This window comes from Streptomyces sp. NPDC012466, from assembly GCF_042955215.1.
Lineage (GTDB): Bacteria > Actinomycetota > Actinomycetes > Streptomycetales > Streptomycetaceae > Streptomyces.
Window position 1 is genome coordinate 193,580 of record NZ_JBIBEQ010000006.1, and the last position, 14,645, is coordinate 208,224.

Annotated in this window: 13 protein-coding genes and 1 tRNA gene; 6 read left to right on the forward strand and 8 right to left on the reverse strand. The window is 71.5% G+C overall.

The window, feature by feature from the left end; all coding sequences use genetic code 11:
• Window positions 1-76 precede the first annotated feature (76 nt).
• The 7 genes from ACFY9E_RS22930 to galU all read right to left on the reverse strand — a co-directional run bounded on the left by ACFY9E_RS22930 (window position 77) and on the right by galU (window position 5,601).
• Window positions 77-150: transfer RNA gene (locus tag ACFY9E_RS22930), tRNA-Ala, on the reverse strand.
• Window positions 151-233: 83 nt separating this feature from the next.
• Window positions 234-1,451 carry a gephyrin-like molybdotransferase receptor GlpR gene (gene glpR, locus ACFY9E_RS22935; protein ID WP_390987051.1) on the reverse strand — a complete coding sequence of 406 codons (1,218 nt, stop codon included), beginning with the start codon at window positions 1,449-1,451 and terminating at the stop codon, window positions 234-236.
• Between the two features lie 172 nt (window positions 1,452-1,623).
• On the reverse strand, window positions 1,624-2,271 hold the full coding sequence (locus tag ACFY9E_RS22940; RefSeq protein WP_390987608.1) for a GNAT family N-acetyltransferase: 648 nt from the start codon (window positions 2,269-2,271) through the stop codon (window positions 1,624-1,626).
• Window positions 2,268-2,768, reverse strand: a complete 501-nt coding sequence (locus tag ACFY9E_RS22945) for a molybdenum cofactor synthesis domain-containing protein (protein WP_390987054.1) — start codon at window positions 2,766-2,768, stop codon at window positions 2,268-2,270. Before ACFY9E_RS22945 ends, ACFY9E_RS22940 begins: the two co-directional genes overlap by 4 nt.
• Window positions 2,765-3,274 carry a cyclic pyranopterin monophosphate synthase MoaC gene (gene moaC / locus ACFY9E_RS22950; RefSeq protein WP_390987057.1) on the reverse strand — a complete coding sequence of 170 codons (510 nt, stop codon included), beginning with the start codon at window positions 3,272-3,274 and terminating at the stop codon, window positions 2,765-2,767. Before moaC ends, ACFY9E_RS22945 begins: the two co-directional genes overlap by 4 nt.
• An 85-nt stretch (window positions 3,275-3,359) precedes the next feature.
• Complete coding sequence (gene glp / locus ACFY9E_RS22955; protein WP_390987060.1) at window positions 3,360-4,697, reverse strand: gephyrin-like molybdotransferase Glp; 1,338 nt, start codon at window positions 4,695-4,697, stop codon at window positions 3,360-3,362.
• Window positions 4,698-4,701: 4 nt separating this feature from the next.
• Window positions 4,702-5,601 carry a UTP--glucose-1-phosphate uridylyltransferase GalU gene (gene galU, locus ACFY9E_RS22960; RefSeq protein WP_390987062.1) on the reverse strand — a complete coding sequence of 300 codons (900 nt, stop codon included), beginning with the start codon at window positions 5,599-5,601 and terminating at the stop codon, window positions 4,702-4,704.
• Window positions 5,602-5,769: 168 nt separating this feature from the next.
• On the opposite strand from galU, the gene ACFY9E_RS22965 reads away from it, so the two are divergent.
• Window positions 5,770-6,318, forward strand: coding sequence for a 5-formyltetrahydrofolate cyclo-ligase (locus tag ACFY9E_RS22965; protein ID WP_390987064.1), 549 nt, complete (start codon window positions 5,770-5,772; stop codon window positions 6,316-6,318).
• A 57-nt stretch (window positions 6,319-6,375) separates the two neighbouring features.
• On the opposite strand, the gene ACFY9E_RS22970 is transcribed toward ACFY9E_RS22965, so the two are convergent.
• Window positions 6,376-9,222 carry a penicillin acylase family protein gene (locus tag ACFY9E_RS22970; protein ID WP_390987066.1) on the reverse strand — a complete coding sequence of 949 codons (2,847 nt, stop codon included), beginning with the start codon at window positions 9,220-9,222 and terminating at the stop codon, window positions 6,376-6,378.
• A 238-nt stretch (window positions 9,223-9,460) separates the two neighbouring features.
• Here ACFY9E_RS22970 and ACFY9E_RS22975 point away from each other — a divergent pair, with 238 nt between their 5' ends.
• The 5 genes from ACFY9E_RS22975 to ACFY9E_RS22995 all read left to right on the forward strand — a co-directional run bounded on the left by ACFY9E_RS22975 (window position 9,461) and on the right by ACFY9E_RS22995 (window position 14,637).
• Complete coding sequence (locus ACFY9E_RS22975) at window positions 9,461-10,990, forward strand: potassium/proton antiporter (RefSeq protein ID WP_390987069.1); 1,530 nt, start codon at window positions 9,461-9,463, stop codon at window positions 10,988-10,990.
• Window positions 10,991-11,255: 265 nt separating this feature from the next.
• Entirely contained in the window at window positions 11,256-12,548 is a 1,293-nt protein-coding gene (locus tag ACFY9E_RS22980) for an MFS transporter (RefSeq protein ID WP_390987071.1), read from the forward strand.
• Between the two features lie 67 nt (window positions 12,549-12,615).
• Entirely contained in the window at window positions 12,616-12,939 is a 324-nt protein-coding gene (locus tag ACFY9E_RS22985) for an FmdB family zinc ribbon protein (protein ID WP_390987074.1), read from the forward strand.
• A 78-nt stretch (window positions 12,940-13,017) separates the two neighbouring features.
• Entirely contained in the window at window positions 13,018-13,878 is an 861-nt protein-coding gene (locus ACFY9E_RS22990; protein WP_390987076.1) for an S-methyl-5'-thioadenosine phosphorylase, read from the forward strand.
• Between the two features lie 252 nt (window positions 13,879-14,130).
• Complete coding sequence (locus ACFY9E_RS22995; protein WP_390987610.1) at window positions 14,131-14,637, forward strand: hypothetical protein; 507 nt, start codon at window positions 14,131-14,133, stop codon at window positions 14,635-14,637.
• The last annotated feature ends 8 nt before the right edge of the window (window positions 14,638-14,645 follow it).

The following is a 14,645-nucleotide window of genomic DNA, read 5'->3' on the forward strand; positions in this document are numbered from 1 at the left end:
ATCCGTGAAGCCCCGTGTGACGCTGAACACACGTCAGAGCCCCGGTCGGGAATCCCGACCGGGGCTCTGAGCTGCGTGGACCTGAGGGGATTTGAACCCCTGGCCCCCTCGATGCGAACGAGGTGCGCTACCGGACTGCGCCACAGGCCCTTGCAACGAGTGAAACTTTAGCACCCCGATCGGCCTGCTTGGAAATCCGTTCCCGAGGGCCGGTCACCTGCGGCTTCGTGGCCCTATTCGTTGGCGGCCCGGGGACGCTCGCCGTCCTCGTACTGGTCGAACAGGGGGGTACGGCCGCGCTCCCGGGCCCGCCGGGCGGAGGCCGCCCTCCGGGCGTCGGTGCGGCCGTCGCCGTCGCCCGTGTCCTCCTGGGCGGGGTGGTCCGGCTCGCCCGGGTGGTCGGCGGCGCCGGAGTCGTCGTCCTCGTCCGGGGCGACGGTGCTCGACCGGGCCGAGCTCCAGGTGTCGGGGGCGCCGAGGTCGACGTCGCTGGTGGCCCGCGGCGCGACCGGCGCCGTCACGTACGTCGGCAGGGGCACCGGCACCGGCTCCCAGCTGTCGCCGCCCTGCCCGGGCCGCCGCTGCCGCTCGCGCTGCTGGTCGACCCACTCCGCGTGGTCGGTCTGCTCGACGAGGGCGCGCCGGTCCGCCGCGAGGGCCGACAGGCCGGGGTCGGTCACCGGCCCGGGTCCCTCCTCCGGTTCGTCGATCTCCTCGTCGGCGACGGGACGCCGGCGGGGCTGGCGCTGCCGCTCCCGCAGGCGCTGGGCCGCGGCCTCGGCCATCCGGCGGTCCATCTGGTAGGTGAAGCGGCGCCGCTCCTGGGAGCGGAGGTACGCGATGTAGACGCTGAGCATGACCGCGGGCACGCCGGGTGCCCACAGGAACGCGAGTCCCCCCACCGCGGCGACGATCGCGCCGAGGGTGAAGGCGAGGAACAGCATGATGGTGGTGCGCCGGCGGCGCGCGAGCACCTTCGAGCGCCGGGCACGCGCTGCGGCCGCCTGGTCCGCCTGCGCCGAGGCGCCGCGCCGGGCGGCGGGGACCCGCTCCCGGGGACGCCCGGTACGCGCCGCCTGGGGTGCGGGCGACTGACGGGCCGGGGGTTCGGGCGCCGTCGGGCGGGCCGGCTGCTCGGGGGCGGGCGACGGTACGGGTGCCTGGGTCTGCGGACGGGTCTTGGACACGGCGAAGGCCCGGACGTCCACCGAGTCGGTGACGGCGTCCAGGTCGTCGGCGCCCTGCTCCCCCTCGTCGGCGGAGCGGGCCCGCAGGTCCTTGGCGTACCGGCGCTCCATTCCCGCCCGTCCGGACAGCAGCCGGATGGCGGTGCTGAAGCGTTCCGTCGGACGGGCCTCGTTCAGCTCGTCCTGCCTACGGAGCCACATCGGCACCAAGTAGGCGGCCCAGGCCCCGACGATGACTGCGTAGATGAGGCCGCTGCTGCTCACGCCTCACACCGTAGAGGGGTTTGCGTGAGGCCATCTGCCAATTGAGCCGGTGTGTCGCACGATCTGGCTGATATTTCGAACTTTTCTTGTGACCGATGCGATCAGCAGACCGCTCGGGCCGGGAATTCATTGCCCCGAGACGGTCACCGACCGATCAATTTCGAACACTTATTCAATTTCCGGGGTGGTGCCGCATTCCCGGATTACTCTGCGATCGTGCCCGGTGCCAGCGCCTCAGCAGTCCGTCCGGGACCTCTTCCGCCGTGAGCGCGAAGACGAGATGGTCGCGCCAGGCCCCGTCGATGTGAAGATATCGCGGCCGCAGGCCCTCCTCACGGAATCCGAGTTTTTCCACGACCCGGCGGCTGGGCCCGTTCTCCGGGCGAATGCACACCTCGATGCGGTGCAGCCCGACAGCCCTGAAACAGTGGTCGACGACGAGCGCCACCGCCGTCGGCATCACCCCGCGGCCGGCCACCGACTCGTCCACCCAGTAACCGACGTGCCCCGAGCACATCGAGCCCCAGGTGATCCCGGCGACCGTCAATTGCCCGACCAGCCGCCCCTCGTACTCGATGACGAAGGGCAGCATCCGGCCCGCGTTCGCCTCCGACCTCAGATGGCGGACCATCTGGCGGAAGGTCGGGCGGTGCGCCATCGGCCCACCGGGCGTGGGCGGCGGGATCGTCGCCTCCCAGGGGCGCAGCCAGTCGCGGTTGCGCCGGTTGACCTCACGCCACGCCCGCTGGTCGCGCAGCTTTATCGGCCGGAGGACGATGTCACCGTCCACCAGCTCCACGGGCCAGGATGGGCTGTTCAGCTCGCACCCCCACTGCCGGGTCTGGGGTGGTCGCCGCCCCGGAGCTGGTCGACGGCATGCACGAGCAGCGGCTCCAGGACGGCGAGACCGTCCTTCACGCCGCCGCTGGAGCCGGGCAGATTCACGATCAGTGTCCCGCCCGCCACTCCGGCCAGGCCCCGGGAGAGCGCCGCGGTCGGCACCTTCTCCCGGCCGAAGGCCCTGATCGCCTCGGCGATGCCCGGCACCTCGTGGTCGATCACGCGGCGGGTGGCCTCGGGGGTGCGGTCGGTGGGCGAGATGCCCGTGCCGCCCGTGGTGACGATGACGTCGTAGCCGGCGTCCACCCCGGCGCGCAGGGCGGCCTCCACCGGGCCCCCGTCGGGGACGACCTGGGGGCCGTCGACCTCGAAGCCGAAGCCCTTCAGGCCGTCGGAGATCAGCGGGCCGCCCTTGTCCTCGTAGATCCCGGCGGCGGCACGGTTCGAGGCCGTGACGACGAGAGCGCGATAGGTCATGCCCGGCTCCAGTCGCCCGACTTGCCGCCCGTCTTCTCCTCCACCCGTACGTCCGTGATGACCGCTCCCTTGTCGACCGCCTTGACCATGTCGATCACGGTGAGCGCGGCGACGGAGACCGCGGTGAGGGCCTCCATCTCGACACCCGTGCGGTCCGTCGTCTTCACGGTGGCCAGGATCTCCACGGCGTCGTCCGCGACCGACAGGTCCAGTTTCACACCGGACACCGACAACGGGTGACAGAGCGGGATCAGGTCGGGGGTGCGTTTGGCGCCCATGATCCCGGCGATCCGCGCGGTCGCGAGGGCGTCGCCCTTGGGGACGCCCTCGCCGCGCAGCAACTCGATCACGCGGGGCGAGACGAGAACGCGTCCACTGGCGCGGGCGGTGCGCGCGGTCACGTCCTTCTCCGACACGTCGACCATGCGGGCGGCGCCCGCCTCGTCGATGTGCGTCAGCCGGTCCGGCGTACGGCCGTCGTGCGGGGGTGGGTCCTGCGTGCTCATGCTGTGTGGCGCTCCCGGTCCGGGCCCGTCGCGGTGCGGCGCACGGGCCTGTTGTGCGCGACACGGTACCCCCAACCAGCGCCTCTCAGCCGAGCAGGACCACCTCGACCTCGGTGCCGGGCTCGACGGAGACCGTGTCCTCGGGGACGGCGATCAGGGCGTCCGCGTGGGCGAGGGCCGCGATCAGATGGGATCCGGCGCCGCCCACCGGGGTGACCTTGCCGTCGGCGTACGTGCCGCGCAGGAACTGGCGGCGGCCCTTCGGGGAGGTCAGCGCCTGGTCGGTCGTCAGGGTCGCCCGGGTCGTGGGGCGGTGGACGTCCTTCAGCCCCATGAGGGTGCGGATCGCGGGGCGGACGAACAGCTCGAAGGAGACGTACGACGACACCGGGTTGCCGGGCAGGGCCAGCAGCGGGGTGTGGTCGGGGCCGATGGAGCCGAAGCCCTGGGGCTTGCCGGGCTGCATGGCGAGCTTGCGGAAGTCGATGCCGCTGCCGGCCTCGTCCTCGTCGCCGACGTGGGAGAGCGCCTCCTTGACGACGTCGTACGCCCCGACGCTCACACCGCCCGTGGTGACCATCAGGTCGGCGCGGACCAGCTGGTCCTCGATGGTGGAGCGCAGGATCTCGGCGTCGTCGGTGACGGCACCCACGCGGTAGGCGATGGCGCCGGCGTCGCGGGCGGCGGCGGTGAGGGCGAAGCTGTTGGAGTCGTAGATCTGGCCGGTGCCCAGATCCGTGCCCGGCTGGACGAGTTCGCTGCCGGTGGAGACCACCACCACGCGCGGGCGCGGGCGCACGCGGACGGTGCCGCGGCCGATCGCTGCGAGCAGGGCGATCTGGGGCGGGCCGAGGATCGTGCCGGCCTCCAGGGCGCGGTCGCCGGCCTTCACGTCGCTGCCCTTGGCGCGCACGTGCGCGCGTGCCTCGGCCGGGCGGTACACGTGCACATGCCCCGTGGCGCCCTCGGGGCCGAGGCTGCGGGCGCGCATCCCGTGCACCGGGCCCTCGCCGAGCCCGCCGTCGGTCCACTCGACGGGCACGACCGTCTCGGCGCCGGGCGGCAGCGGGGCGCCGGTCATGATGCGGGCGGCCTGGCCGGGGCCCACATGGAGCAGTTCGGCCTGGCCCGCGGCGACGTCCCCGACGACCTCCAGGGCCGCCGGGAACTCCTCGCTCGCGCCGGCCACGTCCGCGACCCGTACCGCGTAACCGTCCATCGAGCTGTTGTCGAAGGGCGGCAGGGACACCGGCACCGTGATGTCCTCGACGAGGACGCAGCCCTGGGCGTCGAGCAGGTTCAGCTCGATGGGTTCCAGGGGCCGGACGGTGGCGAGGATGTCCTCCAGGTGCTCGTCCACCGACCACAGGTGGTCGGGGCCGAAGTGGTCCTGGCCGGTGACGTGGGGCGCGGCGCTGCTCAACGTGCTACATCTCCTCGGCTACGTAACTGCGAAGCCAGGTCCGGAAGTCCGGGCCCAGGTCTTCACGTTCGCATGCGAGTCGGACAATGGCACGCAGGTAGTCACCGCGGTCGCCGGTGTCATAGCGGCGGCCCTTGAAGACGACGCCGTGCACGGGGCCGCCGATCTTCTCGTCCTCGGCGAGCTGCTGGAGGGCGTCGGTGAGCTGGATCTCGCCGCCGCGGCCCGGCTCGGTCCGGCGCAGTATCCCGAAGATGTGCGGGTCGAGGACGTAGCGGCCGATGATGGCGTAGTTGGACGGGGCGTCGGCCGGGTCGGGCTTCTCGACGAGGCCGCTGATCCGGACGACGTCGCTGTCCTCGGTGGTCTCCACGGCGGCGCAGCCGTAGAGGTGGATCTGCTCGGGGGCGACCTCCATGAGCGCGATGACGCTGCCGCCGCGCTGCTCCTGGACCTCGACCATGCGCTGCAGCAGCGGGTCGCGGGGGTCGATGAGGTCGTCGCCGAGGAGGACCGCGAAGGGCTCGTCCCCCACGTGCGGGGCGGCGCACAGGACGGCGTGGCCGAGGCCCTTGGGGTCGCCCTGGCGCACGTAGTGCATGGTCGCGAGGTCGCTGGACTCCTGCACCTTGGCGAGACGGCCGGCGTCGCCCTTCTTCTGCAGCGCCGATTCCAGCTCGTAGTTGCGGTCGAAGTGGTCCTCGAGGGGGCGCTTGTTGCGGCCCGTCACCATGAGGACGTCGTCGAGACCCGCGGCGACCGCCTCCTCGACCACGTACTGGATCGCGGGCTTGTCCACGACCGGCAGCATCTCCTTGGGAGTGGCTTTGGTGGCCGGAAGGAACCGGGTGCCGAGGCCTGCTGCGGGAATGACAGCCTTGCTGATCCGAGGGTGCTGAGTCATGTGCGCCACCCTATCCGGTGCCTTTGCATGGAATCTGCGGCTCCGGTTCATAGGCGCTCATATGAGCGTATTGCCATAGTACGGGAGCAACCATTGAGGCCTATCGCACGTCCGGGCGAGCCTGACAAGCGGAGTTTGCGGCGCGAGATCCTCGCGGTGAGAAGCAGGTTGACGGCGGATGACCTGCGGGAAACGTCGGCCGCGCTGGCCGGGCGAGCGCTGGAGCTGCCCGAGTTGGCGCGGGCCCGGGCAGTGGCTGCGTACGTCTCGGTGGGGAGTGAACCGGGGACGCTCGCGCTCCTGGACGCGCTCCGCGCCGGGGGCGTGCGCGTGCTGCTGCCGGCCCTGCTGCCCGACAACGACCTGGACTGGGGCGAGTACCGGGGTGAGGGCTCGCTCGCGCGGATCCGGCACGGTGGCCGGATGGCGCTGTTGGAGCCCGCGGGCGAGCGCCTCGGGCCGGACGCCGTGACCACCGCCGACGCCGTGCTGCTGCCGGGGCTCGCGGTCGACGCGCGCGGGATGCGGCTCGGGCGGGGCGGCGGCTCGTACGACCGGGTCCTGGCACGGCTGGAGCGGGCGGGCGCCCACCCCGCCCTGGTGGTGCTGCTGTACGACTCCGAGGTCGTCGAACACGTCCCGGAGGAGCCGCACGACCGGCCGGTGCACGCGGTGGTCACACCGTCGGGGGTGCGGAGGTTCCCGCGGGAGTCCTGACGCGAAAGGGCCCTCCACGCGTGCGTGGAGGGCCCTTCGGCTGCCGGTGTCAGCGGCTCACGGTTTGAGCACCAGCTTGTCGGCCGTGCTCTTCTCGACCGCCTGGTCCGAGAAGGACCAGGGCAGCAGTTCGCCGTCGGCCCACTTGTCGGTCTGGTCGACGTAGTGGGCGCTGTAGGCGTGCCCGGAGGCGCCGGTGAGGTTGATCCAGCGGGACTTGTCGAGGTCGCCGAGGTTCACCACCATCCGCATGGACGGCACCCACACCACCCCGTAGCCGCCGGCCGCGTTCCAGCCGGTCGCGTTGACCGTGGCCTCGCCGCCGCCGAGCTCCCAGGGACCGCGGTTGAGGGCGTACCGGATGAACTCGGGGCCCGCGGTGCCGAGGGTCTGGTTCTTCAGGAACAGGCGGTGCAGCCGGCCCCAGCTCCAGGAGTCGATGTCCTTGCCGAGCTTGGCGGTCAGCTCCCAGCGGGCGTCGATCATGGCCCGCTTGAACAGGTCGTCGCGGTTGTCGGCGCCGGGGCGGCTCTTGCTCACCTTGGGCGTCTTCCACCAGTCGCTGTCCGGCTGGTTCATGAGCCCCCGGACCACCTCGAACCAGCGGTCGCCGCCGTCCGGCTGCGCCTTGTCGGGGTCGCGCTGACCGCACTCGCGGACCTTCTCGGCCTCGTCGGCGGGGCCGGTGGTGTTGACCGGCTCGACCCACAGGCACTGGCCCCTGGGACGCAGCTCCTTCGGCAGCTTGTTGCCGAAGGCGAGCTTGAGGATGTTGCGCCAGACGGCGTTGAAGTAGGCCGCTGCCGCCGAGTCGGCGTCCTGGGTGTAGTCCCAGCCCTCCAGGAGCTTCTGCGCCTCGCGGACGTCCTTGTTCCCGGGGTCGATCTTCAGCAGCGTGGGCACCAGCAGCCGGGCGATCTCGCTGCTGTTGTCCAGCTGCATCTGGCGCATGTCGTCCGTGGAGATCTTGCCGCCGTCCTTGATCTTCGACTGGATCAGGTCGGTGATCCGCTGACTGCGCGCGCCGTAGCCCCAGTCGGTGGTCAGCGTGTACGGGTACTTGTCCGGGTCGATCACGGCCTGGTTGGCGGTGACGATGTAGCCGCGCTCCGGGTCGTACTCGTAGGGCAGCTGGTCCTGCTTGAGGTACCCGGTCCAGCGGTACTCCGGGTCCCATCCGGGCGCCGGGATGGAGCCGTTGTCGCTCTTCGCGCGCGTGGGGATCTTCCCCGGCAGCGTGTAGCCGATGTGGTTCTCGGTGTCCGCGTAGATCAGGTTCTGCGAGGGCACCTCGAACTGCGCGGCGGCCTTGCGGAAGTCGGTCCAGTTCTTCGCCTTGTCCATGGCGAAGACCGCGTCCATCGTGGTGCCCGGCTGCAGGGCGGTCCAGCGCAGCGCGACGCCGTAGCCGTCGCCCCTGTCGGGTGCGGCGGTGTCGACGGTGGCCTTCTTGCCGACCTTCACGAGCTCCTCGTCGCGGTCGGACAGCAGGGGCCCGTTGTTGGTCTCGCGGACGACGATCTTCTTCGGCTCGCCGCCGGCGACCTTGATGGTCTCCTCACGGGTCTCGAAGGGCTTGACCTTGCCGTCGTAGAGGTAGCCGTTGCCGGTGATCTTCTCCAGGTAGAGGTCCGTGACGTCGACTCCGGAGTTGGTCATGCCCCAGGCGATGTCCTGGTTGTGACCGATTATCACGCCCGGCATACCGGCGAAGGTGTAGCCGCTGACGTCGTACTGGCACGTGCTGGAGACGCTGCGGCAGTGCAGGCCCATCTGGTACCAGACCGACGGCAGGGAGGGCGACAGGTGCGGGTCGTTGGCCAGCAGCGGCTTGCCGGTGATGGTGTGCTCCCCGCCCACGACCCAGGAGTTGGAGCCGATGCCGTCGCCGTTGACGCCGACGGCCGGCGGGAGGTCGTCCAGGACCCGGGTCAGGCCGCCGAGCTGGCTGTCCAGACCCGCGGTGCCCGAAGCGCCGGAGGCGGTGCCGCTCGTGCCGGCCGTACCGGACGTGCCCGAGGCGGTGCCCGACGTGCCGGAGCCGCCGGACGCCGTGCCCGCGGTGCCGGTGGAGGTGCCACCGGTCCCGCTCGTGCCGGACGTGCCGCTCGTGCCGCCCTGTTCGAACGCCTGGGTCAGCTCGTTGTACTGGCCCTCCTGGACGATGGCCTTGTTCCGGCTGTACGGGTACCGCGGGTACAGGTCAGCGATCTGCTTCGGGCCGAGGCGGCTGGTCAGCAGGGCGCGGTCGATCTCGTCCTGCATGTTGCCGCGCAGGTCCCAGGCCATCGCCTTCAGCCAGGAGATCGAGTCGACCGGGGTCCACCGCTGCGGCTTGTAGTCGTTGGTGAAGCCCAGCGCCGCGTACTCCAGGGAGACGTCCTCGCCGTCCTTGCCCTGGAGGTAGGAGTTGACTCCCTCGGCGTACGCCTGGAGGTACTTCTTCGTGGTGGCCGACAGCTTGGTGTCGTACTCCTGCTTGGCGACCCGGTCCCAGCCGAGGGTGCGCAGGAACTCGTCGTTGTCGACCTGGCTCTTGCCGAACATCTCCGACAACCGTCCCGAGGCCATGTGGCGGCGGACGTCCATCTCGTAGAACCGGTCCTGCGCCTGGACGTAGCCCTGCGCCATGAACAGGTCCGCGTCCGAGGAGGCGTAGATCTGCGGGATGCCGTAGTTGTCGCGTTTGACCTCGACGGGACCCGAGAGGCCCTTCAGGGTGAGGGTGCCCTTGGTCTGCGGGAAGGAGGCCCGGACGGTACTGATGGACCAGTACGACCCGTAGGCCACGCCCCCGATGAGGGCCAGCACCAGGACGAGCACGATAAGGCGGGCTTTGCGCCCCTTTCTCCTGCCGGACTTGCCGGGCTGCTGACCCGTGGAGGCGGTGGTGTTGGGGGGCATCGCTGTCCTTGCTGTCCTAACGCGAGCGGCAGGTTCGGCTGTGCTTTTAACTGAGCGCTGGAGCAACGATAGGCGCAGGGCCTTGCGCCCCTTGACGCGGAGTCGGGAACCGGCGCGGACTGACGTTCGATCTGACCCTCGGAAACGTCAAGAAATCGTCAAGAGTTAGGTAAGGTAACGAAGTAGTTGGCGCGGTGCGCCACAGCGTCATGTGCGATGTACGTGAGCCCACGCGCGGGTGCGTGCGGGCCAGGGAAGGATTCGGCCGCTGACTGTTCACCACCTCAACCAGCTCCTGCTCGTCTGCTCGCTCGTCCTGCTCGTCGCCGTCGCAGCGGTACGGATCTCCTCGCGCAGCGGGCTCCCCAGCCTGCTCGTGTACCTGGGGATCGGCGTCGCCATGGGCCAGGACGGCGTGGGCGACATCCACTTCGACAACGCCGAACTGACCCAGGTCATCGGATACGCGGCCCTGGTCGTGATCCTGGCGGAGGGCGGTCTGGGCACGAAGTGGAAGGAGATCAAACCGGCCCTGCCTTCCGCCACGGCACTGGCGCTGGCCGGTGTCGCGGTGAGTGTCGGGGTCACGGCGTCGGCCGCGCACTACCTGATCGGGCTGGAGTGGCGGCAGGCGCTGATCATCGGGGCGGTCGTCTCCTCGACCGACGCGGCGGCGGTGTTCTCCGTGCTGCGCAAGATCCCGCTGCCCGCGCGCGTGACGGGCACGCTGGAGGCGGAGTCCGGCTTCAACGACGCCCCGGTCGTCATCCTCGTGGTGTCCCTGTCCACGGCGGGCCCGGTGGAGCACTGGTACGTGCTGCTGGGCGTGATCCTGCTGGAGCTGGCCATCGGCGCGGCCATCGGTCTCGCGGTGGGCTGGCTGGGCGCCTGGGGCCTGCGGCACGTGGCGCTGCCCGCCTCCGGCCTCTACCCGATCGCCGTCATGGCCATCGCCGTCGTGGCGTACGCGGCGGGCGCGCTGGCCCACGGCAGCGGCTTCCTCGCGGTGTACCTCGCCGCGATGGCGATGGGCAACGCGCGGCTGCCGCACTGGCCGGCCACGCGCGGGTTCGCCGACGGCCTCGGCTGGATGGCCCAGATCGGCATGTTCGTCCTGCTCGGCCTGCTGGTCACACCGCACGAACTGGGCGACGACATCGTGCCCGCCCTGGTCATCGGGCTGGTGCTGACCATGGTGGCGCGGCCGCTGAGCGTGATCCTGTGCCTGTCGCCGTTCCGGGTGCCGTGGCAGGAGCAGACCCTGATGTCCTGGGCGGGGCTGCGCGGGGCCGTGCCCATCATCCTGGCGACGATCCCCATGGTGGAGGGCGTCGAGGCGAGCCGCCGGATCTTCAACATCGTCTTCGTGCTGGTCGTCGTCTACACCCTGGTCCAGGGGCCGACGCTGCCCTGGCTGGGCCGCAAGCTGCGCCTCGGGGACGGCTCGGAGGCCGCCGACCTCGGTATCGAGTCGGCGCCGCTGGAGCGGCTGCGCGGGCATCTGCTGTCCGTGGCGATCCCCGGCGGATCGAAGATGCACGGCGTGGAGGTGGCCGAACTGCGGCTGCCGCACGGCGCCGCCGTGACGCTCATCGTGCGCGGGGGCGAGTCCTTCGTCCCGCTGCCGACGACGATATTGCAGCGCGAGGACGAGCTCCTCGTCATCGCCACGGACCCCGTCCGGGACGCCACCGAGAAACGGCTGCGGGCCGTGGGACACGGCGGCAAGCTGGCCGGCTGGCTGGGCACGGACGGGGCGAGCCGGTGAGGGGCATTTCACACGGTTTGGGATTTGCAGGACGGGCGGTCCATGGTGCTCACTTTCACAGGCACGCCACCCCTTGATCCCTGTACGATGAAGGCGTTACCCAGATCGAACCAACTCTGCCTGACGCAGAGCTGGCGCGACCGTATGGCGGTCGGGACACCCCTCCTCACCGGGCCCCGGCATCTACCGCAGTTCCGCGCAAGAGGACAGCTCTCGGCGCCGCCCGTCACGGGGCGCGCTACCAGGCGGCAGAAAGGCACGGGCCGTGGAGTCCACGGTCACCTCGAAGGCGTCGGAGAACCCGCCGGCTTCCGCCCGCCCGGGATACGGCCGGCTGCTGCGCACCCGCGGCGCCTGGACGTTCCTGCTCCCCGGTTTCGCGGCACGCCAGCCGTTCGCGATGCTGACCATCTCCATCGTGCTGCTGGTGCAGCACACCACCGGCTCGTACGGAGCGGCGGGCGCCGCCGCGGCCGTCACCGGTGTCTCCATGGCCCTGTTCGCGCCCTACAGCGGCCGCCTCGCCGACCGCTACGGGCAGCGGATCGTGCTGATCCCCGGAGTGCTGCTGCACGCGCTGTCCGGGCTGACGCTCACCGCGCTCGCGCTGCTGGACGCGCCCCTGTGGGCGGTGTTCGTGGCGGCCGTGCCGACCGGCGCCTCGGTGCCGCAGGTCGGCCCGATGGTGCGGGCCCGCTGGGGCGTGAAGCTCAAGGACTCGCCGCTGATGACCACCGCGGCGGCCTTCGAGTCCGTCACCGACGAACTGACCTTCGTGGTCGGACCGCTGCTGGCCACCGCCCTGTGCACGGCCGTCGACCCGGCCGCCGGACTCGTCACGGAGGCGTCGCTGACCCTGCTCGGCGGTCTGCTGTTCGCCGCGCAGAAGAGCACCCAGCCCTCGGTCGCCCCGAGCGGGCACGCGCGCGTGGAGCCCGTCTCGGCACTGCGCGTCCCCGGGGTCCGCGTGCTGATCGTGACCTTCCTGGGCATCGGCACCGTCTTCGGCGGCATGCAGGTGTCGCTGGCCGCGTTCACCGAGTCGATCGGCGAGCCGGGCCTGAACGGCGTCCTCTACGGCGTCTTCGCCGCGGGCAACATGCTCTCCGGCGTGGTCTGCGGCGCGATCGCCTGGAAGGCGGCCCCGCAGCGCCGCCTGGTCGTCGGCTACACGGCGCTCGCCCTCACCGCCTCGGGCCTGTGGGCCGCCCACTCGGTGCCGGTCCTCGCCGGCCTCGGCCTGCTGGTCGGCATGTGCATCGCGCCCGCCCTGATCACCGGCTACACCCTCGTCGAGAGCCTGGTCCCGGCCGGTGCCCGCACCGAGGCCTTCACCTGGCTGACCGGAGCGGTCGCGCTCGGCCAGGCCGCCGCCGTCACCGCCGCCGGACAGCTGGAGGACCGGTTCTGGTCGGGCGCCGGTTTCCTGGTGCCCATGGGCGGCACGGTGCTGGCCCTGGTGACCCTCCTGGCCCTGCGTTCCCGGCTCGCGGCGCGGGGCCACGGCCGGACGGTCGCACGTGGCGTGGGTCACCGCGTGCCGGTGGCAGTGGACTGAGCGGCCGGAATACGTCACTATGGATCGTCGTTAGCACTCATCGAGTGAGAGTGCCAGGAGGAAGACAGTGCCCACCTATCAGTACCAGTGCACCGCGTGCGGCGAAGGCCTCGAGGCGGTGCAGAAGTTCACCGACGACGCCCTCACCGAGTGCCCCCAGTGCAAGGGCCGCCTGAAGAAGGTGTTCTCGGCGGTCGGCATTGTCTTCAAGGGCTCCGGCTTCTACCGGAACGACAGCCGCGGCTCCTCGTCGAGCAGCTCCCCGGCGGCGAAGTCGTCGAGCACCGGGTCTTCCGGTTCGTCGTCCTCGGACTCCGGCTCGTCGAGCTCCGGTTCGAGCACGTCGTCGAGCACCGGCAGCTCCTCCAGCAGCAGCACCACCGCCGCGTAAGGCCTGATTCTTACGGGACCCTGTCGCCCTCGGGGCGACGGGGTCCTCGGTGTTTCCGCGTGCGGTTAGGGTGCGGGCATGGCGAACAAGGCGAACGTGACGGACAGGGGCGGCGCCGGGATCGGCGTCATCGGCGGCTCGGGGTTCTACTCCTTCCTCGACGACGTGACCGAGATCCAGGTCGACACCCCGTACGGGCCGCCGAGCGACTCCCTCTTCCTCGGTGAGGTCGCCGGCCGGCGGGTCGCCTTCCTGCCGCGGCACGGACGGGGCCACCACCTGCCGCCGCACCGGATCAACTACCGCGCCAACCTGTGGGCGCTGCGCTCGGTCGGCGTGCGCCAGGTCCTCGCCCCCTGCGCCGTGGGCGGCCTGCGCCCCGAGTACGGGCCGGGCACGCTGTTGGTGCCGGACCAGCTGGTCGACCGCACCAAGTCCCGCGCGGGCACCTATTTCGACGGCCTGCCGCTGCCCGACGGCTCGGTGCCGAACGTGGTGCACGTGTCGCTGGCCGACCCCTACTGCCCCGCCGGGCGGGCCGTCGCACTGAAGGCGGCACGCGGCCGGGACTGGGAGCCGGTGGACGGCGGGACGCTGGTCGTCGTCGAGGGGCCGCGCTTCTCGACCCGCGCCGAATCGTTGTGGCACCAGGCGCAGGGCTGGTCGGTGGTGGGCATGACCGGCCATCCCGAGGCGGCGCTCGCCCGTGAGCTGGAGCTCTGCTACACGTCCCTGACCCTGGTCACCGACCTCGACGCGGGTGCGGAGACCGGGGAGGGCGTCTCGCACGACGAGGTGCTGCGGGTGTTCGCGGCGAATGTGGACCGGCTTCGGGGCGTGCTGTTCGACGCGGTGGCCGGGTTGCCCGGCGAGGGCGAGCGGGACTGCCTGTGTGTGAGTGCGCTGGGCGGCATGGATCCGGGATTCGCTCTGCCGTAAGGGTTCGCATCGCCGGAAGAACGTCGAGGCAGGTGCCCGCGCGGGAGCCGGAAGTCGCCGTTCGGGTGAGGGAGTTGTCCACAGACCGTCGATGGGTCCACAGGCCCGAGCGGGCGGCGGCGGGAGGCCCCATCGTGGGGAGCGCAAGCCGGTCCCTCGTCGCAGGTGGTGGTCTCCGTGTCCCTCGCTCGATCCTCGGTCGTCCCCTCGTCTCCCTCCTGGTCCGTCGCCCCGTGCCCGCCCGGCGCCGAGGTGCCCGCGACCCGTGAGGTGCCGCGGTTCGATCCGGTCCGGGTTCGCGGCGGCCACCGGCCCGGCCGGCTCCTACGGCACCGGCGGCGGGCCGTGGCGGCCGGACTCGCCGTCACCGCGACGGCGCTCGTGGCGGCGGGCCCACGCGATGCCGACGGGGCCCGTGGTCATCCCCCTCGTCCTCCCGCCCACACGGCCTCGGCGTCCGGGGAGCGGCCCGCGCACCCGGGCGGTGCCGCGGGGCCGGTGACGGCTCCGATCCGGATCTCCGACGCGGCCACCGTGCGGCTGCTGCGGCCCGGCGACCGGGTCGACGTCATCGCCGCCGAGGAGACGGTATCGGGCGGCGATGCCCGGGTGGTCGCCCGCGGCGCAAGGGTCACGAAGGTGCCGGAGCCGGTGGAGGGCGACGGCGGGGCGCTGGTCGTGCTGTCGGTGCCGCGGGCCACCGCGGCGAGGCTGGCCGGTGCGAGCGCCACGGCACGGTTGGCGGTGACGCTGTGGTGATCGCGTGC

Bases quoted from the DNA above. Each gene is read 5' to 3' on its own strand.
- ACFY9E_RS22945 (WP_390987054.1), bottom strand. From the start codon at position 2,768: ATGACCTATCGCGCTCTCGTCGTCACGGCCTCGAACCGTGCCGCCGCC.
- moaC (WP_390987057.1), bottom strand. From the start codon at position 3,274: ATGAGCACGCAGGACCCACCCCCGCACGACGGCCGTACGCCGGACCGG.
- galU (WP_390987062.1), bottom strand. From the start codon at position 5,601: ATGACTCAGCACCCTCGGATCAGCAAGGCTGTCATTCCCGCAGCAGGC.
- ACFY9E_RS22970 (WP_390987066.1), bottom strand. From the start codon at position 9,222: ATGCCCCCCAACACCACCGCCTCCACGGGTCAGCAGCCCGGCAAGTCC.
- ACFY9E_RS22990 (WP_390987076.1), top strand. From the start codon at position 13,018: ATGGCGAACAAGGCGAACGTGACGGACAGGGGCGGCGCCGGGATCGGC.